Here is a 19,050-nt window from a genome sequence, read left to right as displayed (position 1 = left end):
GTTTGTCCGGCTTTTTTGTTAGCGCCGTGTAAACTGGGTCTTGCGACTGTCAGGTTTTTTGGGAAATTTCGGCCATTGATTCTGCGCCATCGCTTTTCGGCTTGCAGACTGAAGTCCGGCTTGCTGCTCGTACATCCAGTAATTCCTGAGAATTATTGATACATAACCGCGCGTTTCCACGTAGGGAATGCTCTCCATAAACAGCAACGGATCATCATTGTCCCTGATTTCGGTATTCCAGCGCTGCATGGAACCGGGCCCTGCATTATAGGCCGCCGCGATTTTGGGGAGCTTGCCTTCGGTAATTGAAGAATCGCTGAGATATTCCAAATAAGATTGGCCATATTCCAGGTTGGTTGACGCTTTGAACAAACCGGCCTTGTCGAATCTTTCGCCTCTGGCACGGGCAATGTCACCCGCTGTTCCGGGTCGAACCTGCATCAGGCCAATTGCGTTCGCAGGACTTACAGCTTTGGTACGAAATGCTGATTCCTGAAGTGTGTGCGCGTAGACCAGTGCCGGGTCGACGCGCCAGCCACCATCTGGTTTCCACTTTGGAGCAGGAAATCTTGCTTGATTGTCCGGCTTCACTCCTCGGGGGGCGTGGTGAGCCAGCCACAATTGCGTGCGCGGCAGGTTCAGTTCACGCGACAGCTTCAACAAGGCCTGATGGTCTTCTTTCTTGCCGATACGTGCTTGATGACGCATGACTTCATCCGCCAGCGCTTCCTCACCAATTTCCACAAGCGCAATAGCTGCCTTGACATTCTCGTGGCTTCTTAGCGACTTCCAGTCACTTTTCGCAAAATCATGAGTAGAATTTATCTTTCCGACATCCATGTTCAAAGCCTGAGCCGCCAGCAAGCCATAAAAACTGTCCGTATATTTAACCGCAGACTGTAGCTTCGCCTGTACTTTTTCGGGATGGCCACATGCCATATCGGCGCGGGAACCCCAGTATAGGCCCGCAGCCTTCAAGTCTGCATTGGAAGCGCGAGCACCGACTTTGTCGAACGCGGAACCGGCGGAAACACAATCATTCAGTCTCCAGGCAGCCAGTCCTGCTACCCAATCGGCATGAACGACCCATGCGCCGCTGCCGTTCTGGGCAAGCTGCGCCATGCGAAGAGCCGATCGATCATCATTCTCGATATAATATGACCAGGCAATACGCTGCCGCATTTCCGTTTGCACTTCTGCAGACAGGTTTTCCTGTATTTCGGAAAGCAGAATTTCAGCAGCAGCAGGTTCATCTTTCTTGATAAAATTCTGGATTTTTTCGCGAACCGACTTGGCCGTCAGGTCCGAACTATCTGTCCTTGGCTTTGAACGAATAGGAGGACCGGGTACGTAAGATAGTTGTTGCCGTTGTGGCAAATCAGGGAGCAGTTGTGCGCCCCGCTTTTTGGCCAGTCGCCCCAATTGTGCCGCCTGGGGGATATGTGGGGCCTCGTTCACCAGTATCAGCAATGGACCCAATTCTGCTCTTGGAGAGTTCGCAGCGAGGAAAAATTCGGCCTGAGCGATGGATTTGAGAGGACTGTCGGGAGCCTTTTCAATGAGAGCTTGTGCGGCGTCCCAATGATTTTGATCCATTGCCTTGAATACGGCACGGAAATGTTCAGACTGACTTTTTTTCAGCTGCGAAGGAACGTGTTTCGCGATTGCCGAGCTGTTCAACAGCACCGCTCCCCCATCATCGGCATAAGCCGGTACCGTCACAATTGAACAAAGCGACGCGGCAAGAATGATTTTTGTTTTCACGATTTGTTGGTTCCCATTAGCAATTGCAGGTCATTCCACGCTTCAGCCTTGATTTCCGGTCGTTCGAGCAGAGTTCTCGGGTGAAACGTTACGATTGCTTCTGTTTTTGATGTGTGATGGTTAATAAAAAGTTTCTTTTGGCGGGCCGAGAGCAGTTCCTGCTCAAAAAATATCTGAGAACAACTATTCCCGAACAGAATAATTTTCTCGGGCTGGACAAGCTTCAAAAGATGCTCAAACCGGGCTTTCAAGGGAGATATGAGTTTAGACGGGATGCGACTATCCATCGGCCGCATTACAGATATCGTGGCGAAATAGGCATTTTCCGAATCGATACCCATCGCTGCGAGCATATTTTTCACCAACATTTGACTTTGATGTGAGAAAATTGTCGAATTTTCGTTTTCTGCCCTGTCCGGCATGGCGGTTACTACCATCATGGCAGGATTGAGTTTTCCGAATGGCAGCACAACCTTTCCCGGACACCCGTTTTCTACCAGATGGGATCTTTCTGACAGCCAGACCAGAAAATCTTCATAGTCAACGGGCATGTCCGGTGACGGCACGGGTGCCCCTACGGATTCTTGTGTCTCAACTGTTTTCGAAGCGACGATTTTTTCGATTTCCGGTTTCTTTGTCGGTTCTTTATCATCTCTGTCGTTCAAAAGCGCATGTGGTTCATCATCAAAGTGCTGATCCACACCAGCGTCTTTCCACCATTGCTGGAGGCTTTCGATCATTTCCAGGGAAACTTGATCAGAGGGATTGGAACCAGATAAAATCATCAGTACACAGAGTCATGAGTTGACGAATTGGTCAATTGGCGGGCAAGCATGTTTGTGTCCAAAAGGTTGCGGTTTGCGGTAGAGCGACTGTAAGCGGATTTTAGAACAATGAATACAGGAAGATTGAAATGAGTGAACGTGAGTCAATGCCCTATGATGTCGTCATTGTTGGCGGCGGACCAGCAGGATTGAGCGCAGCAATCCGGTTCAAGCAGCTCGCCGAAGAAGCGGGCAAAGATCTTTCGGTTTGCATCCTGGAAAAAGGATCAGAAATCGGAGCGCATATTCTTTCCGGTGCAGTTGTCGATCCCAAAGCTCTGGATGAGTTGCTTCCCAATTGGCGCGAGGAAGATTGCCCAATGGCAGCAACTCCTGTTACCGAAAACCATCATTGGGTCCTGACGAAAAAGAAGAAATTTTCCTTGCCTCATATCATGACGCCGTCCTTCATGCACAACAAGGGCACCTACACCGGATCACTGGGCAATCTGTGCCGCTGGTTGGGTGAACGAGCCGAAAATATGGGCGTTGAGATATTTCCCGGATTTGCGGCCGCCGAAATACTGTACAACGACGACGGTTCCGTAAAAGGCGTTGCTACCGGAGATATGGGCATTGCCCGCGATGGAAGTCACAAGCCAGATTACGAGCCCGGGCTGGAACTGCATGCCAAATACACGTTTTTCGCAGAAGGCGTCCGGGGACATCTTACCAAAATCCTCAAGGAGAAATTTTCCCTCGATGCCGACAGCGAACCTCAGATATACGGACTGGGTATCAAAGAACTGTGGGATATTGATCCAGACAAACATGTGCCTGGCCGTGTGATACACAGTCAGGGCTGGCCGCTTGGAGAAGGTGCGAATGGCGGAGGCTTCCTGTATCATCAAGCTGACAATCAGGTTGCACTGGGCTTTGTGACCTGGCTGAATTACGAAAATCCCTATTTGTCTCCATTTGAAGAAATGCAGCGCTGGAAGCAACATCCGGAAATCCGCAAGATTCTGGAAGGTGGAAAACGCATCTCATACGGCGCCCGTGCAATTAACGATGGCGGTTTCCAATCTGTTCCCAAACTCTATTTCCCGGGCGGCGCACTCATCGGCTGTTCTGCCGGATTTGTGAACGTCCCGCGGATCAAAGGAACGCATACAGCCATGAAAACTGGCATGATGGCGGCAGAATCTGCATTCGAGGCAATTGTGGCTGACCGCACGAGCGACGAACTCGCCAGCTATGGCACTGCCTATGAAAACAGTTGGGTTCGGGAAGAATTGCGCGTGGTCCGCAACGTACTGCCCGCGGCCGAAAAATATGGTGATTTTCTGGGATCCATTATCGCGGGCATCAACATGTGGGCAGAGAATTTCAAAATCAAAATGCCTTTCACCATGAAACACCACACGGATCATAGCCGCCTGAAACGGGCAGAACACTGTAGCCCGATCGAATACCCGAAGCCGGATGGCGTCATCAGCTTTGACCGGCTGTCTTCCGTATTTTTGTCAAATACCAACCATGAAGAAGATCAGCCTGTCCACTTGCAGTTAAAAGACGCTTCTATTCCGGTTGATGTCAACTTACCGACGTTCGCAGGACCGTCCCAGCGTTATTGCCCGGCTGGAGTTTATGAGTTTGTGGAGGATGAAGCCGGTAATCCCAAATTTCAGATTAACGCTCAAAATTGTGTGCATTGCAAGACCTGTGATATCAAGGATCCGTCCCAGAACATTAACTGGGTTGTCCCTGAAGGCGGCGGAGGTCCAAATTACCCGAATATGTAAATTTCTCGCAGGTATAGTTTTAGCTGTCGGTATTGCGGGAACCGCGCAGGCAAAACGCACAGACGGGGCGGTCGCGCTTTCGCGATATGCAGAAGCGCGGCTGGCAGAATTGTCTGACGATCATGTTGCTGCCGCGGAAATCTATCGGGAACGTCTCAAGGCTCAACCCCAAAACACCCTGATAGCCCAAAAGTCTTTCGTAAAAGCCATGGAAATCGGTGATTTCGAGCTTGCTCGCACAGCTGTGCGACTGCTGAAAGAAAATGGCGAACTGGACGCCGAAATGCCGTTGGTTCTGTTTACTGATGCCTTTGCAAAAAGGGATTGGCGAGCCGCAAGCAATGCAGTTCTCGAGCTCGAAACCGGAAAAAACTTCGCTTTCCTTTCGCCCATATTGCAAATGTGGTTGGACGTCGCGACCAAACAGAACGGGTATCTCAGCCTGTCTTTGATTCAAGAGAACAAGACAGCGCGCTATTACTATCAGGAACAGGAAATCCTCTATCAGTTGGCGCGCGGCAAACCCGCATTGGCAAACCCGCTGATCAAAAAGATTGTGCAGCAGAATGACGCACGCATGTCGCCGATACGGATAATGGTTGCGCGACATTATCTGGCGCTGGGCAGAGTGGAGGATGCCAAAAACACATTGAAGAACAAAGGCACCGCACCGGAAGCCCGGTTGCTTCAGACCATTGACACTGGCGATTTTAAAAAGATGTCTGAAAAAGTTACTGCACAAACAGGCCTGGCATTTGTATTTCAGCGCCTCGCTGCTGATTTGGGCACACAACAAGCGCCGTTTCTAGCATTGGTCAGCGCACAAATGTCAGCGCATATCGCACCCAAATCGAGCTATGGTCACCTGATACTGGCGCGCCGCTACGCTGACGCAGACATCATGGATTCCGCACTCAAGGAGTTTACGCGCGTTGATACCGGCAGTCCCTACCTCTTGGTGGCGTTAAATGCTTTGCTGGCCAACCTGGTCCAAAAAGATCAATTTGACCGTGCGCTACAACAACTGGGAGCAGTCATTACAGCGGAGCCGGATTCTCCTCAGCTTTATTTGCTCAAAGGTCAGGTTCTGCAACTTCAATCATTCCACGGAGAAGCAGCTCAAGCCTTCAAACACGCGATATCGCTTGCCGAAGCAAAGGACATTCCCGACCGGGTTCTGGCCAATTACTGGCTGTCATTGGGCGGTGCACAAGAGCAAGCCGGCATCTGGCCCGAAGGGCTTCAATCCCTCAAAACTGCCAATCGACTTTCCCCGCAATCGCCGAGTATTTTAAACTATCTGGGCTATGCGCAACTGGAACGCCGTGAGAATACCCAGGAAGCAGTGGCGGCAATCAAGGAAGCTTTTGAGCTCCGCTCAACATCGCCCGCGATTACGGATTCTCTGGGTTGGGCATATTTTTTGACAGGTCAGCATGACAAAGCGGTCCAATATCTCGAACGGGCACTGGCCGGAGAACCGCAGGATCCGACGATCAACGAGCATCTTGGCGACGCTTACTGGACTGTGGGACGAAAATATGAAGCCCGCTACGCCTGGAAATCGGCAAAGCTTTTTGCCGAGGATGATGATCATGACCGGCTTTCCAAAAAAATAGACCTGGGCCTTCTATCCGAGCTTGTTTCTCCTTGATGTCCAAGCAAGAAAGCGGTGTTGAATGGACTGAAACTGCATATGCAAAGATTAATCTCGCATTGCATGTACGAACACGAAATTCAGACGGATATCATGAGCTGGAAACGATCTTTGCATTTCTTGATAGCGGCGATGATGTTTCGGTAGAAAGTGACACAGCGTTGAAGCTGAACCTTTCGGGACCGTTCAGCAGCACCCTAAATGCTTCGGACAATCTGGTTCTTGATGCAGCCACATTGCTCAGAGAACATAGCAGCACCGAGAAGGGTGCTGTCATCAACCTCGACAAGAAATTGCCGGTAGCCTCGGGAATTGGAGGCGGGTCCGCCGACGCTGCTGCCACATTAAGACTTCTGAACCGGTTCTGGGAGCTGGATATTCCGTTGGAAGAACTTGTCGAGATATCCACTCCGCTCGGAGCAGACGTCCCTGCTTGCGTCCTCAGTCAAACCTGCATGGGCAGGGGCATTGGCCAGGACCTGACGCATCTCGAGGATCAATCTTTGAACGGATATTATCTTCTGCTGGTCAATCCGCTCGCCCCGGTCTCGACCGGAAGTGTTTTTGCTGCATGGGATGGGAATGATCTTGGCCCACTGCACGGCGATACCGCGTTGAACATGGCATTGTCTGGCCGCAATGATCTCACGCTGCCTGCCATCAAACTGGAGCCGTCAATTCGTGAAACTTTGAATACGCTGGAAGACACGAATTCCATTTTGAGCAGGATGTCAGGCTCAGGAGCCACATGTTTCGCATTATATAAAAATGAAGAGCAGCTGGCGACCGCTCGGGATATGGTACAACACCAACTGCCGGCAGCATGGATCACATCAGGATCAATTATATGACCAAAGCTTTCGAGATACTGGGAACCCCCAAAGAGGGCCAGGTTTTAATCGTGGTTGATCACGCATCAAATCATGTGCCTGACAAAATTGATCTTGGTATCTCACACGATTTTTTGGGTGATCACATTGCCTATGACATCGGGGTGGCAAAAATTGCCGCCCTGATGACTCAGGGAAATTCCAACATTGCCATTTTGGGAGGTGTGTCGCGCTTGGTTGTCGACCTTAACCGGTATCCGGATGAAGAAAAGGTCATTCCGGCAATCAGCGATGGCGTGCATATCACCGGTAACCAGATATCCCAAATCGAGCGTCAGAAACGGCTGGACGAGTATTTTCATCCCTATCACGCGGAAGTCAAAAAACTTGTTTCCGATTTAAAACCGGCGCTGATCCTGGCACTGCATAGCTTCACGCCAACCCTGCGTTCAAACCGCAATATTGATCGCCCGTGGGAGATCGGCGTGATGTATAATTACTTTGAAACAGCCGCAAAACTCGCAGTTCAATATTTCGAACAAGAAGGTTTGATAGCGGGCGATCAAAAACCCTATTCGGGCAAAGAGCTCAATGCGACAATGAACCGTCAGGCCGAAGCGTTTAACGTGCCCTACACTGGTGTTGAGATCCGGCAGGATTTGATTGGCGACGCGTTGGGTCAGAAGCATTTTGCCGACATTTTATTGCGAACTTGCGACAAAATACGAACAGGGCTTGCGTCCGGCGACTGATTTTGGAAGGAGAGGCTGAAATCAGGCCCTCTCCAGCAGGAAACATCATGACCCGGAAATTTGACAAAGCCAATCTGCCAAGCCGTCACGTAAGCGTTGGACCGGAGCGCGCACCGCAGCGCAGCTATTACTATGCCATGGGGATGACCGAAGAGGATATCGCGAAACCTTTTGTCGGCATTGCATCAGCGGGAAATGACAGCGCGCCGTGCAATACGTTGCTGGACAGTCAGGCGGACATGGCGCGCGCAGGTGTTATCGAAGCTGGCGGAACACCCCGGCGGTTCAATACAATCACGGTCACCGATGGAATCGCCATGGGGCATCAGGGCATGAAGTCATCTCTCGTTTCGCGCGAGGTCATTGCCGATTCCGTCGAGTTAAGCGTTCGGGGGCATTGTTATGATGCCGTGATTGGATATGCCGGATGTGACAAGAGCCTGCCCGGCATGATGATGGCCATGCTGCGGCTCAACGTTCCGTCAATTTTTGTATATGGTGGATCCATATTGCCCGGCCGCTTCCATGAAGAAGATGTAACGGTTGTGGATGTGTTTGAAGCCGTCGGGCAGCACAGTGCAGGAAATTGTCCGCTTCAGGAATTGATTGAACTTGAAAAAGTGGCTTGCCCGGGACATGGCGCCTGCGGCGGTCAGTTTACGGCCAACACCATGGCGTGCGTCGCTGAAGCGATTGGTTTGTCACTACCTAACAGCAACATGGCGCCGGCACCTTATGAAAGCCGCGATGACATGGCCGTGGCAGCGGGTCGTCAGGTTATGGACCTGATCGAATGGAATCTGCGTCCCCGTGATATTTGTACACGCGAGGCTTTTATGAACGCGGCCCGCGTCGTCGCGGCGACAGGCGGATCGACAAACGCCGCACTGCATTTGCCAGCCATGGCCAATGAAGCCGGTATTGAATTTGATCTTTTTGATGTCGCAGAAGTATTTAAAACCACACCATATCTGGCAGATTTGAAACCTGGCGGGAAATATGTTGCCAAAGACATGCATGCCGCTGGCGGCGTTTACATGCTGATGAAAACAATGATGGCAAACGGTTTGTTGAACGGCGATTGCATGACCGTCACAGGCAAGACACTGGGCGAAAATATTGAACAGATCACATGGAATCCTGATCAAAAAGTAATTTATGATGTGGAGCATGCAATTACCAAAACCGGGGGAGTTGTGGGGCTGAAAGGATCACTGGCTCCGGAAGGTGCAATTGTGAAAGTTGCCGGTATGGAGCGTTTGCAGTTTCGGGGGCCCGCTCAAATTTTCGAATGTGAAGAAGATGCTTTCACCGCGGTCGAGCAACGCAAAATTCAAGAAGGCTCTGTTGTTGTCATTCGCAATGAAGGTCCAAAGGGCGGCCCCGGCATGCGCGAAATGCTTGCCACCACCGCAGCTCTTTACGGACAAGGCATGGGCGAGAAAGTCGCACTGATCACTGATGGAAGGTTCTCCGGCGCAACCCGCGGTTTCTGCATCGGACATGTCGGTCCGGAAGCGGCGGACGGCGGACCAATCGGACTGATGGAAGAAGGCGACATGGTCAATATTGACGCAGAAGCGGGTATTATCGATCTGGAAGTTGACGAATCCGTGCTGGAAAGCCGGAGAGCGAATTTTCAACCCCAGGTCAACGATTATGGCTCTGGGTCGCTTTGGCGCTATGCGCAAAATGTCGGCCCGGCTTTTCAGGGCGCTGTCACTCATCCCGGCGCAAAGGCAGAAAAACATGTATATGCGGATATCTAGCATTTGCATTTTGATGCTGGCTGTTTCAGCTTGCGGTCGTCCGGACAATGACGTGCTGGCGGAGGCCGAGGAACGCGCCGCTGCCCAAAAACCGGACGATGGCCGAATAGAATGCGCGATCAATGGTAGCGTCAGTTTTTCGCGGAATTGCGAGACCGAACGGCTTGAAGGAGAAGACGGAGTGACCCTGATCGTCCGGCATCCGGATGGAGGTTTTCGCCGGTTCAGAGTGCTTACAGATGGCCGCGGACTGGAAGCAGCCGATGGATCCGAACCCGCAAATATTTCTATTCTCGAAGACAATAAAATCCAGGTCAGCATTGGTCCTGACACATACATCATGCCTGCACGTATGAAACCCGCTGCAGAACCTTCAGTTCAAACTGGAGATTAGATCATCATGCTCAACAACGGGCATATTCTGACTGCCGAAGAGATGCGTAGAGCAGAACAAGACGTTATGGACGCGGGCATTTCGATCGAGGAACTGATGAAACGAGCTGGTTCGGGAGCCGCTCAGCACATCTGGAGAATATCCGGACGCATGCCCACAATTGTGGCTTGCGGACCTGGGAACAATGGCGGAGATGGTTATGTCATCGCGCAATGGTTGCTGGAAAAGGGAGTTGAAACTGTCGTCGCCGCGATGGGTGAACCAACTACCGAAGTTGCCCAAAAAGCGAAATTGGCATGGAAGGGCACAATTGTTCCGTTTGCGGAAGCAAGTCCGGCTCCACAGCTTGTTGATTGTCTCTTCGGAACCGGCCTCACACGGCCGATTGATAACGAAACCACCCGACAATTTTTAACTCTTGCTGCAGCGGCGACCAGAAATATTGCGGTTGACATGCCCAGCGGAATTCACAGTGACAATGGCCTGACACTCAGCGATGTTCCTCAGTTCCATCAAACCATTGCTCTGGGAGCTTACAAGCCTGCGCACTATCTTGAGCCAGCCAGGTCCTTGCAGGGTGATCTGATTGCTGTGGATATCGGCATTCGTTCAAAATCCAGAACAAGGTCGATAACAAGACCGGAGATAGAAGCACCGGCTTCAACTAGTCACAAATATACGCGCGGGCTGGTTGTGATTGTAGCCGGCAAAATGAAGGGAGCCGCGCAACTGGCTGCGCTCGGTGCTCAGAAATCAGGCGCTGGCTATGTGAAGATATTTGCAAATGGCGGCTGTACTGCTCCGAACAACAGCATTGTTGTTGAAATTTTTGAAGATTCCGAACAGTTGAAAAATCTGCTGACAGACAGCAGAATTTCTGCGGTCGTTCTCGGGCCCGGTCTCGGGCGGGATAAATCCGCAGAACATATTCTGGAAACAGTTATCGATATTCCCAAACCCCTGCTCCTGGACGCAGATGCATTGGTATTGCTCGGTAAAGGCATGGCCCGGGCCGTGAGTGCGCGAGCGAGCCCTACTGTCGCGACCCCTCATTCCGGTGAGTTCGCAGAAATGTCTGCGAGTGATGCGGAATCGAAAATTGAACGGGTTCGGCTTCTGGCTCGAGAATCCTATTCCACAATTTTGCTCAAGGGCTCGGACACGGTAGTTGCGGATTCGGTTGGTCATGCCAGTCTGGCAGCAGCAAACTGTCGATGGCTTTCGACCGCCGGAACAGGAGACGTTCTTTCCGGTATCATTGGAACGCGTCTCAGTGCAGGCACGGAACCAATTCACGCAGCCGAACAAGCGCAATGGCTTCACACCCGTGCAGCACAGCTTGCGGGCCCGGCATTCTCACCGGAACAACTCGTGGATCATATCCCCGCAGCGATTCAGGAGTGCCTGTGACAGAAACTGCCAATCCCGACGAAATCGTGCGAGTTGCCGCGAAAGGCGATGGCGTAACCGGCGATGGTCGCCATGTTGCTTTTTCGGCCCCTATGGACAGGATCGGCGCGGAAGGCGGATTGATCAAAGGACCGCATCATGTCGACGCCCCGTGCCGGCATTTCAGGGAATGCGGGGGCTGCAGCCTGCAGCATCTGGACGCCCAAAGTTATGAGCAGTTTGTCACGGATCGCGTAAACTACGCGCTAGAAGGGCAGGGGCTTACGGCTGGCAAATTGCACAAACCGCACATTTCTAATCCTAGGAGCAGGATTCGCGCGAGCTTGCGTGCTTCCAAGATTGGGAACACCCTAAAACTCGGTTTCAGCGGGGCCGGAAGTCACAGAATAATCGACTTGCAGCAATGCGAAATATTGCGCCCAGAACTGTTTGAATTGCTAACCCCCCTGCGCACTTACTTGCAATCGGTAGCACGCCGAAAACATGACTTTAACATAGAGTTGGCGCTGGCAGAACAGGGCGTTGATCTCTCGATCAAAAATTTTGAACCTGAAAACCTGACCCAACGGGAAGAACTGGCTGCATTCGCACAATCCTGCGGATTGGCCCGATTGACCGTCGATGGCGGCTACGGCCCCGAAACGCAGTGGGAGCCGGAACCGGTTACGGTAACATTTGGAGGCGTCGCGGTCCCGCTCCCCCATAACAGCTTTCTCCAGCCCACTTATGAGGGCAGGGATGCTCTTGTCGCTGCAGCCGAAAAGGTTGTCGGGAAAGCAACTTTGGTCGCAGATCTGTTCTCTGGCCTCGGCACATTTGCATTGTCCCTTTCCAATGGTCGAAAGATTTATGCTGCAGAGGGGTCTCGCGATGCCATCATGGCACTAAAAACGGCAGCCAATTTGAACAAGCGGGCGATATTTCCCGAGCATCGTGATCTCTATCGGCGCCCTCTGAGCGCGGATGAGCTTAATCGTTTCCATTCAGTGATACTTGATCCACCGCGAGCAGGAGCACGAGACCAGGTCTTGCAACTGGCGCAATCGCAGGTTCCCAAAATTTGTTACATCAGTTGCAATCCCGCGAGTTTTGCGCGCGATGCCAAGATGCTGTCCGAAGCAGGCTATCAGCTCGATGAGGTCTGGCCCGTCGGACAATTCCTGTGGTCAACCCATGTTGAACTCGTGTCGAGCTTTTCCAGACCCGACTAGTCTCGCCAGTTAACTCCGAGATTTTCAGAAGTGTTGACGTTCAGTTCAAATACGTCTGCACGTGAATAATGCCCGTCTGTATCCAGCGCGGCTTTTGCCTCCAATCCCGCCTGAAGATCAATCTCGGCGAGCAATATCTCGTCTCGATCACTGGCTTCAGCAAGTATCTCGCCATCCGGGGCAATTATCATGCTGCCACCAAACTGCAGTTGTTGATCCGGGATCTCGTGAAAAAGTGCCAGAGCCTCAGCATTTCCTCCGGCCAGCTCCAGCCCGTCCAGCAAGTCGTCACGGTGCAACAGCGTCCCAGCGGCCAGAACATGACAGCCACCTTCGAAAGCGTAATGCCGTGATGCAATCGCATATGTCTCGCGCACGGTGGGCCAAGCCGACACATGAACATCCTCCCCGAGATTATGCATCGCGGCACGCGCCAGTGGCATCCAGTGCTCCCAACAGATCAAATTGCCGACGGTGCCCCATTGCGCTTGATGGACATTCAAGGTCGATCCATCCCCGCGATTCCAGATCAAACGCTCTCCATGCGTTGGTACCAGCTTGCGATGGTTCAGCGGTTCTGAATTTGGTCGAAACAAAATCTGGTTATTGTACAGACTGGAGCGAACACGCTCATGTGCCCCAATGGAAACACAGGCTTTGGTTTGATCCACCAGTTTTTGCAACGGAACCAATCGACTGTCGCCAACCGTGATTGCCTGCTCCATCAATATGCCATGCAAGGCCTTTGAACCCGGATGGTCCCAAAGCGCAGCACCCGGCGCCTCATCCAGCCAGATCGGATAGCCACCCAGAAAGGTTTCGCCAAAGGCAATCACATCTGCACCGCGAGCAGCCGCTTTTTCGATCAGGGCACAGACCTGCTTTATCCCGTGATCAATGGCCAGCGGAACAGGTGCAGATTGAACAATGGCAACCAAGAGTTTGTTAGTCATTCAGATCCTAATGAAATACCGCAATCGCTGCATGAATGGCCAATGCGATAATGCACAGGCTGGACAGTATAAAGACCAAAAAGCGATAAATAATTTTGTTGATGGTAGTCTGAATCAAGCTGTGCAGGACACGCAATCCGACATAAATCCAGGCGATGCTCAGGTTCAATCCGTCGCCTTGTCCAGTCAGCACCAACACGAAACATACCGCATAAAACAAGGTTGGTTCGGTCAGCAGATGGTTATAGTTGTGGGCCTTCCATTGTACCTCTGGCGGTAACAGGGCATCCAGGCCTCCGGCAGTCGATTCCCGGCTGAGCTTTTCGGGATCAACCTTGGCCTTGTTCATTGCCGGAATCCGCGTGACGTACATCCATAGCCACATCAGCATGGTCCACAATATCAGTGCAACAACAGGCTGTAATATAGGACTATTTTCCATTTTTATTTTCCCCCCAAAAAATTCAGATTACTGTAGTGAAAAACGCGTTCATGGCCATAATCAACAAGCAGATTGTTGAAGCCAGAAACAGCAAGAACCTGACGTTCACCAGATTCACTGTTGCCTGCCAAATGCTGTGAATGATCCGAAGCACCACATAGCCCCAGGCCAGCCACAGATTGAGACCCGTTCCAGCCCCAGCGATCGCAAGTATAACAACAGTCGCATAAAACAGCGTCGGTTGCTCCATCAAGTGGGTATAATTGTGGGACTTCCAGGCAACCTTGTCGGGCATGTCCGGATCAATATCCGGCCCTCGTCCGCCGGGCTTTTCGGTGATATCGATGCCCATTCTCTTTGCCGCCGGTAGACGTGTTCCGGCCATCCAGAATAACATGATCAATGACCAGATAACCAGCAGTGCAGCTGGCGCCAGGATTGCTGTGCTCATGACGATCTCCCCGATTTCTCGGCAAGACTGCGTTACTGCGTGTAAATTGTCAAACGCAACTCAATTGACGGCTTAACCGGCGGGGAAAGAAACAACATTCTCGCGGTCGGTTCGATCCAGATTCTCGCCAACATACAGGCTGGCCATTGGTTCATCGCTAACGTCATGATCCGTAATTGAACCATAACCGTTAAATCTCGTCCGCATCGCTGACCCATATGCGCCCAGCATTCCTATTTCAATATAGTCGCCCGCCTGAACATTATCAGGAAGCATGAAAGGTCCGGCCATATAGTCCATATCGTCACAAGTCGGCCCATAGAAGCTGTAATCGAGCAGCGCAGACGGTTCCCGGTCTCGCTCCCGCAATTTTACCGGAAAGCGCCAGCCAATATGCGCCGCATCAAACAGAGTCCCGTAGGCACCATCGTTGATGTAAAGTTCATTGCCCCGCCGTTGTTCTACTTTAACGACGAGAGAATTGTATTCGGCTGACAGCGCACGGCCGGGTTCACACCAGAGTTCTGCCGAATAGCTGATCGGCAAATCTTCAAATGTACGGTCGATTGCACTGAAATAGTGATTGAGTGAAGGCGGGCTCATATCTGGATAAATTGAAGGAAAACCACCGCCTACATTGACAATATCCACAGTCACCGACGCTTCAACAATCGCTGTCCGCACTTTTTCAAGCGCATACACATAGGCCAAGGGGGTCATGGCTTGACTTCCAACATGGAAACAGATGCCCAACTGGTCAGCAATTTGGCGTGTCCGCATCAACAACTGTGCACTGTCATCAACATCCATACCGAATTTGGATGCGAGACTGATTTGCGCAAATTCGGATGCGACCTTTATCCGGACACACAGGATCAGATCTTCCGCGCCCTTGGTCGCGCGTTCGATCTTTTCCAGTTCTTCCATGCTGTCGAGCGAGAAAATCCGCACGTCGTGCTGATGATAGGCTTCCTCTACTACGGATTCAGATTTAATCGGATGCATGAAGCAGATCGTTGCTTCGGGCAGTATCTCGCGGACCAGTCGCACTTCTTCGATAGATGCAACATCATAATGCGTCACACCTTCTTCGAACAGCAACTTCAAGAGCTCTGGAGAAGGATTCGCCTTGACTGCATATAGAGACTTTCCGGGGAACTGATCCACGAAATATCGGGCTGCGCGACGCGCAGCATGCGGACGGTTTAGCAACACCGGGATATCTGGACGAAGAGCCTCAGTCAGCTCCTGCGCATCATGGAAATTGTGCAACTCAAGGGACCCCCTGGATTTAAGATCGATTGAGCTGCCTTGCGGATTTGCCCTGCATCGGGCGATGCCATGGGGCAGCAGAAAGCGCCTATATGCCCGGCATTCTGTTCTGTAAAGCCCTAATTACCGGGGCTGACAGTCATTTTATATCAGCTCAACCGGTTTTTGAATTCTGTCCAATCGAAGCTCTTCACACAGCGCAATTCATCATCATCGCTGTTCCACAACCAAATTGATGGCAGTGGAACTCCATTAAAGCTGTTGGTCTTCACCATCGAATAATGCGCCTGGTCCAGAAATGCGACACGTTGTCCAGCATAAGCCGGTTCGGGCAGACAATAATCTCCGATAACATCGCCAGCCAGACAACTCGGGCCACCCAGCCTTATCAGTTGACCAGTCGCTTTTTCGTGCAACATGGCCGGGCGATAGGGAGCCTCAATCACATCCGGCATGTGACAGGTCGCCGAGATATCGGTAATTCCGATTGGCATGCCATTTTCAAAAACATCCAGTATCTCACCCACAAGAATCCCCGCGTCCAGCGCGACGGCTTCACCCGGCTCGAGATAGATTTCGCAATTCGATTCGGCTTTGAGAGACGATAAGAATTCCACTAGAGCGTCGCGGTCATAGTCCTCTCGGGTGATATGGTGACCACCGCCCAGATTTATCCAGCTAAGTTGCTCAAAATGCGGTTTAATCAACGGTTCAATCTTGTGCCACGTCGCTTCCAGAGCGTCAAAACCCTGTTCGCACAAGTTGTGAATGTGAATTCCTGTTATCTTGTCAAAATGCTCTGGCTGTAACTGGCTGACCGGAAATCCCAATCGACTGTGCGGACTACTCGGATCATATTTGCCAACCTCTCCGACCGGAAGTTCGGGATTAAGGCGCATTCCGATCCTGCTTTTGAATGAGTCCGATCCCCCAGCGAGCGCGTTCGCAAGCATGTCTGCCTGTGCCGGGTTATTGCAAATCACGTCATCCGAGAGCTCGAGGATTTGCTTCAATTCCGTTTTTTTGAATGCAGGGGAATAGGTGCTCACTAATCCTGGAAACTGTTCCTTGGCAAGGCGGGCTTCCCAAAGGCCAGAAGCACAGCAACCATCAAGGTGTTCCATCAGCACCGGCGCCAATGACCACATCGAGAACGCTTTCAACGCCAGGAGGATTTTGACATCCGATCGCTTGCGAACATCATCCAGTATATCCAGATTTTTCCGTACAGCCACTTCATCGATAACAAAGGCAGGCGAGGGCACCCGGCTCAGATCAAAGTCAGAAAATGCTCCAGGATCTCCGGCTTTGGTGTCCATTTCAGAACGCCAAAGGCCCATCAAGCTCTTCTACTGTCCAGGGCAAGCCATGCTCGCCAAGCATATCCATAAACGGATCGGGATCAAATTGTTCTATATTGAACACCCCCGCACCAGCCCATTGCTCGGACAGCATCAACGCCGCACCGATCATTGCAGGTACCCCGGTGGTGTAGCTGACACCCTGATTGCCTGTTTCTTCAAAAGCGGCCTCGTGGCTGCAAATATTCTTGACGTACAGCGTTTTTTTGGCGCCGTCTTTCTCCCCCGTGGCGATTACTCCGATATTGGTCTTGCCCTTGGTCGTTTCTCCCAGGCTTGCCGGTTCGGGCAATACAGCTTTCAGGAATTGCAGCGGTACAATTTTCTGCCCCTCATACTCAATCGGTTCGATCGCGGTCATTCCTACATTTTGCAACACTTCCAGATGTGTCAGATAGGCATCCCCAAATGTCATCCAGAAACGCACTCTCTCAATCTCGGGAATATGCGTCTTAATCGACTCAATCTCCTCATGATACATCAAGTACATATTACGCGAACCAACCTGTTCGAAATCGAATGTCTGTTTGGTGGAAAGGGCTGGTGTTTCGACCCAGTCTCCGTTTTCCCAGTGTCGCGCAGGTGCTGTTACCTCGCGAATATTGATTTCTGGATTAAAGTTGGTGGCAAAATGCTGGCCATGGTCGCCCCCATTGCAATCCAGAATGTCCAGCGTGCCGATCCGGTCAAAATGATGTTGCTTTAGCCAGCATGTAAAGACGGAAGTTACGCCAGGATCAAAGCCTGATCCCAACAAAGCCATAATGCCCGCTTCCTTGAAACGCTCGTGATAGTCCCACTGCCACTTATATTCAAACTTCGCCTCATCGCGTGGTTCGTAATTGGCGGTATCGAGGTAATTCACCCCTGTAGCCAGGCACGCATCCATTATGGGAAGATCCTGATAGGGCAGGGCCAGATTGACGACGAGATCAGGCGTGCAACTTTCCAGCAACGCAATTGTCGCCGGGACATTATCTGCATCAATCCGGGCTGTGGCGATTTCAATCCCGGTGCGATGCTTCACGGATTCTGCAATAGCGACACATTTTCCCAGCGTTCGGCTCGCCAGCAGGATTTCTGAAAAAGGACCCTGACCACTCGCAATCAACTGAGCCATTTTATGCACAGCCACCGAGCTGACACCGCCCGCACCAATAACCAGAACTTTGCTCATCAAATTTCCTCAAACTGCTGGAGAAATGTCCAGACCGCATATAGAAAGACCCCATGACAGAGCAATCCCTTTTGAACCCGAAACGCGAGCCCAGTCTCGCAGGCATCGAACGAGCTGCAGCGAAAGTTGCTGAGATACTACCCAGAACACCTCTGCTTCCTCTTGAAGTGGATGGAGTGACGATCTGGTGCAAGGCCGAATGTCTGCAACCGATCGGAGCATTTAAAATTCGCGGTGGTTGGCATCGGCTTTCCGACCTGGATGACGAACAACGCAAACGGGGTGTAGTCGCTTTTTCCAGCGGCAATCACGCGCAGGGTGTTGCATGGGCAGCAAAGCGTTTGGGCATGCACGCGACCATAGTGATGCCCGAAGATGCTCCGCAATCCAAAATGGAAAACACCCGGGCACTCGGCGCAAAACTGGTCACCTATGACCGCATGAACGGTTCTCGCGAGGAACTTGCACAAGAACTGGCAGCCGAAACCGGCGCGACTGTTGTCCCGAGTTTTGATGATCCTTGGGTAGTTGAAGGACAAGGGAGCTGCGGCCTTGAACTGCGCGAACAGATTATCGCGCAAACAGGTCTGGAAGCGGATCATATTGTGGCCTGTTGCGGCGGCGGAGGTCTGGCATCGGGAATTGCCCTGTCAAACCCGGACGCCAGGATTACTGTCGCCGAACCAGAAGGATGGGACGATATGAGACGATCTCTCGAACTGGGGAGAATTGTTCCGGTAGAAGACAATCCACCACCCACAAAATGTGATGCGCTTCAGACTCTGAAAGTTGCACCGATCACGTTCGAAATTTTGAAAGAGCGCGGCGCCAAAGGCATAGCTGTGACTTCCGGTGAAGTGGAACAGGCGATGCGTCTGGCGTTTGAAAAGCTACATTTGTGTGTCGAACCGGGTGGTGCGGTCGCGCTGGCTGCCGTGATTTCAGGAAAGGCGAAAGCAAGTTCGCAAACTGCGGTAACACTGTCTGGAGGCAATGTGGACCGTCAACTATTCGCTGAGATTCTCGCCAGATAGCAAG

17 protein-coding genes are annotated in these 19,050 nt (G+C 51.7%); 9 read left to right on the top strand and 8 right to left on the bottom strand.

The genetic code is table 11. The features are described 5' to 3' along the window. Positions 1-18: 18 nt before the first annotated feature. Both ABJI30_RS13240 and ABJI30_RS13235 read right to left on the bottom strand, forming a co-directional pair. The gene (locus tag ABJI30_RS13240) at positions 19-1,764 is read right to left on the bottom strand and encodes a lytic transglycosylase domain-containing protein (protein WP_348017166.1); all 1,746 of its coding nucleotides are present in this window, start codon (positions 1,762-1,764) and stop codon (positions 19-21) included. Beyond that, positions 1,761-2,504: a uracil-DNA glycosylase family protein gene (locus ABJI30_RS13235; protein WP_348025447.1), complete on the bottom strand. Its 744-nt coding sequence runs from the start codon at positions 2,502-2,504 to the stop codon at positions 1,761-1,763. Before ABJI30_RS13235 ends, ABJI30_RS13240 begins: the two co-directional genes overlap by 4 nt. A gap of 173 nt (positions 2,505-2,677) precedes the next feature. On the opposite strand from ABJI30_RS13235, the gene ABJI30_RS13230 reads away from it, so the two are divergent. The 8 genes from ABJI30_RS13230 to ABJI30_RS13195 are packed head-to-tail and all read left to right on the top strand — an operon-like array spanning position 2,678 to position 12,356. Beyond that, entirely contained in the window at positions 2,678-4,333 is a 1,656-nt protein-coding gene (locus ABJI30_RS13230) for an electron transfer flavoprotein-ubiquinone oxidoreductase (protein WP_348017164.1), read from the top strand. Further along, complete coding sequence (locus tag ABJI30_RS13225) at positions 4,290-5,987, top strand: tetratricopeptide repeat protein (protein ID WP_348017163.1); 1,698 nt, start codon at positions 4,290-4,292, stop codon at positions 5,985-5,987. The genes ABJI30_RS13230 and ABJI30_RS13225 overlap by 44 nt, the downstream gene beginning before the upstream one ends. Then, on the top strand, positions 5,987-6,841 hold the full coding sequence (locus ABJI30_RS13220; RefSeq protein WP_348017162.1) for a 4-(cytidine 5'-diphospho)-2-C-methyl-D-erythritol kinase: 855 nt from the start codon (positions 5,987-5,989) through the stop codon (positions 6,839-6,841). Before ABJI30_RS13225 ends, ABJI30_RS13220 begins: the two co-directional genes overlap by 1 nt. After that, positions 6,838-7,572 (top strand): N-formylglutamate amidohydrolase, encoded by a 735-nt coding sequence (locus tag ABJI30_RS13215; protein ID WP_348017161.1) that lies wholly within the window; start codon positions 6,838-6,840, stop codon positions 7,570-7,572. The genes ABJI30_RS13220 and ABJI30_RS13215 overlap by 4 nt, the downstream gene beginning before the upstream one ends. A 47-nt stretch (positions 7,573-7,619) precedes the next feature. Continuing rightward, entirely contained in the window at positions 7,620-9,341 is a 1,722-nt protein-coding gene (gene ilvD, locus ABJI30_RS13210) for a dihydroxy-acid dehydratase (RefSeq protein WP_348017160.1), read from the top strand. Beyond that, a complete protein-coding gene (locus ABJI30_RS13205) occupies positions 9,328-9,735 on the top strand; it encodes a hypothetical protein (protein ID WP_348025446.1) in 408 nt (135 codons plus the stop codon). Before ilvD ends, ABJI30_RS13205 begins: the two co-directional genes overlap by 14 nt. Positions 9,736-9,741: 6 nt before the next feature. Then, complete coding sequence (locus ABJI30_RS13200; RefSeq protein ID WP_348017158.1) at positions 9,742-11,145, top strand: NAD(P)H-hydrate dehydratase; 1,404 nt, start codon at positions 9,742-9,744, stop codon at positions 11,143-11,145. After that, complete coding sequence (locus ABJI30_RS13195; protein ID WP_348017157.1) at positions 11,142-12,356, top strand: class I SAM-dependent RNA methyltransferase; 1,215 nt, start codon at positions 11,142-11,144, stop codon at positions 12,354-12,356. The genes ABJI30_RS13200 and ABJI30_RS13195 overlap by 4 nt, the downstream gene beginning before the upstream one ends. Here ABJI30_RS13195 and ABJI30_RS13190 read toward each other — a convergent pair. The 6 genes from ABJI30_RS13190 to ABJI30_RS13165 all read right to left on the bottom strand — a co-directional run bounded on the left by ABJI30_RS13190 (position 12,353) and on the right by ABJI30_RS13165 (position 18,012). Next, positions 12,353-13,309 carry a carbon-nitrogen hydrolase family protein gene (locus tag ABJI30_RS13190; RefSeq protein ID WP_348017156.1) on the bottom strand — a complete coding sequence of 319 codons (957 nt, stop codon included), beginning with the start codon at positions 13,307-13,309 and terminating at the stop codon, positions 12,353-12,355. The genes ABJI30_RS13195 and ABJI30_RS13190 overlap by 4 nt on opposite strands. Before the next feature lie 7 nt (positions 13,310-13,316). After that, the gene (locus tag ABJI30_RS13185) at positions 13,317-13,751 is read right to left on the bottom strand and encodes an MAPEG family protein (protein ID WP_348017155.1); all 435 of its coding nucleotides are present in this window, start codon (positions 13,749-13,751) and stop codon (positions 13,317-13,319) included. A 22-nt stretch (positions 13,752-13,773) separates the two neighbouring features. After that, complete coding sequence (locus ABJI30_RS13180) at positions 13,774-14,202, bottom strand: MAPEG family protein (protein WP_348017154.1); 429 nt, start codon at positions 14,200-14,202, stop codon at positions 13,774-13,776. 72 nt (positions 14,203-14,274) lie between these two features. Further along, on the bottom strand, positions 14,275-15,474 hold the full coding sequence (locus ABJI30_RS13175) for a type III PLP-dependent enzyme (RefSeq protein ID WP_348017153.1): 1,200 nt from the start codon (positions 15,472-15,474) through the stop codon (positions 14,275-14,277). 149 nt (positions 15,475-15,623) lie between these two features. Further along, entirely contained in the window at positions 15,624-16,793 is a 1,170-nt protein-coding gene (locus ABJI30_RS13170) for a carboxynorspermidine decarboxylase (RefSeq protein ID WP_348017152.1), read from the bottom strand. Between the two features lies 1 nt (position 16,794). Further along, positions 16,795-18,012, bottom strand: coding sequence for a saccharopine dehydrogenase family protein (locus ABJI30_RS13165; protein ID WP_348017151.1), 1,218 nt, complete (start codon positions 18,010-18,012; stop codon positions 16,795-16,797). Positions 18,013-18,065: 53 nt separating this feature from the next. Here ABJI30_RS13165 and ABJI30_RS13160 point away from each other — a divergent pair, with 53 nt between their 5' ends. Beyond that, positions 18,066-19,046, top strand: a complete 981-nt coding sequence (locus ABJI30_RS13160; protein ID WP_348017150.1) for a threonine/serine dehydratase — start codon at positions 18,066-18,068, stop codon at positions 19,044-19,046. Positions 19,047-19,050 lie beyond the last annotated feature (4 nt).

This window comes from Parasphingorhabdus sp. (assembly GCF_039968395.1).
Classification (GTDB): Bacteria; Pseudomonadota; Alphaproteobacteria; order Sphingomonadales; family Sphingomonadaceae; genus Parasphingorhabdus.
The sequence above is the reverse complement of the archived record's forward strand: the minus strand, read 5'-3'. Positions and strand labels throughout refer to the sequence as shown.

What these genes read in the sequence shown, in the direction of transcription:
- ABJI30_RS13235 (WP_348025447.1), bottom strand. Translation starts at nt 2,504, where the DNA reads ATGATCGAAAGCCTCCAGCAATGGTGGAAAGACGCTGGTGTGGATCAG.
- ABJI30_RS13230 (WP_348017164.1), top strand. Translation starts at nt 2,678, where the DNA reads ATGAGTGAACGTGAGTCAATGCCCTATGATGTCGTCATTGTTGGCGGC.
- ABJI30_RS13220 (WP_348017162.1), top strand. Translation starts at nt 5,987, where the DNA reads ATGTCCAAGCAAGAAAGCGGTGTTGAATGGACTGAAACTGCATATGCA.
- ABJI30_RS13215 (WP_348017161.1), top strand. Translation starts at nt 6,838, where the DNA reads ATGACCAAAGCTTTCGAGATACTGGGAACCCCCAAAGAGGGCCAGGTT.
- ilvD (WP_348017160.1), top strand. Translation starts at nt 7,620, where the DNA reads ATGACCCGGAAATTTGACAAAGCCAATCTGCCAAGCCGTCACGTAAGC.
- ABJI30_RS13205 (WP_348025446.1), top strand. Translation starts at nt 9,328, where the DNA reads ATGCGGATATCTAGCATTTGCATTTTGATGCTGGCTGTTTCAGCTTGC.
- ABJI30_RS13200 (WP_348017158.1), top strand. Translation starts at nt 9,742, where the DNA reads ATGCTCAACAACGGGCATATTCTGACTGCCGAAGAGATGCGTAGAGCA.
- ABJI30_RS13190 (WP_348017156.1), bottom strand. Translation starts at nt 13,309, where the DNA reads ATGACTAACAAACTCTTGGTTGCCATTGTTCAATCTGCACCTGTTCCG.
- ABJI30_RS13185 (WP_348017155.1), bottom strand. Translation starts at nt 13,751, where the DNA reads ATGGAAAATAGTCCTATATTACAGCCTGTTGTTGCACTGATATTGTGG.
- ABJI30_RS13180 (WP_348017154.1), bottom strand. Translation starts at nt 14,202, where the DNA reads ATGAGCACAGCAATCCTGGCGCCAGCTGCACTGCTGGTTATCTGGTCA.
- ABJI30_RS13170 (WP_348017152.1), bottom strand. Translation starts at nt 16,793, where the DNA reads ATGGACACCAAAGCCGGAGATCCTGGAGCATTTTCTGACTTTGATCTG.
- ABJI30_RS13165 (WP_348017151.1), bottom strand. Translation starts at nt 18,012, where the DNA reads ATGAGCAAAGTTCTGGTTATTGGTGCGGGCGGTGTCAGCTCGGTGGCT.
- ABJI30_RS13160 (WP_348017150.1), top strand. Translation starts at nt 18,066, where the DNA reads ATGACAGAGCAATCCCTTTTGAACCCGAAACGCGAGCCCAGTCTCGCA.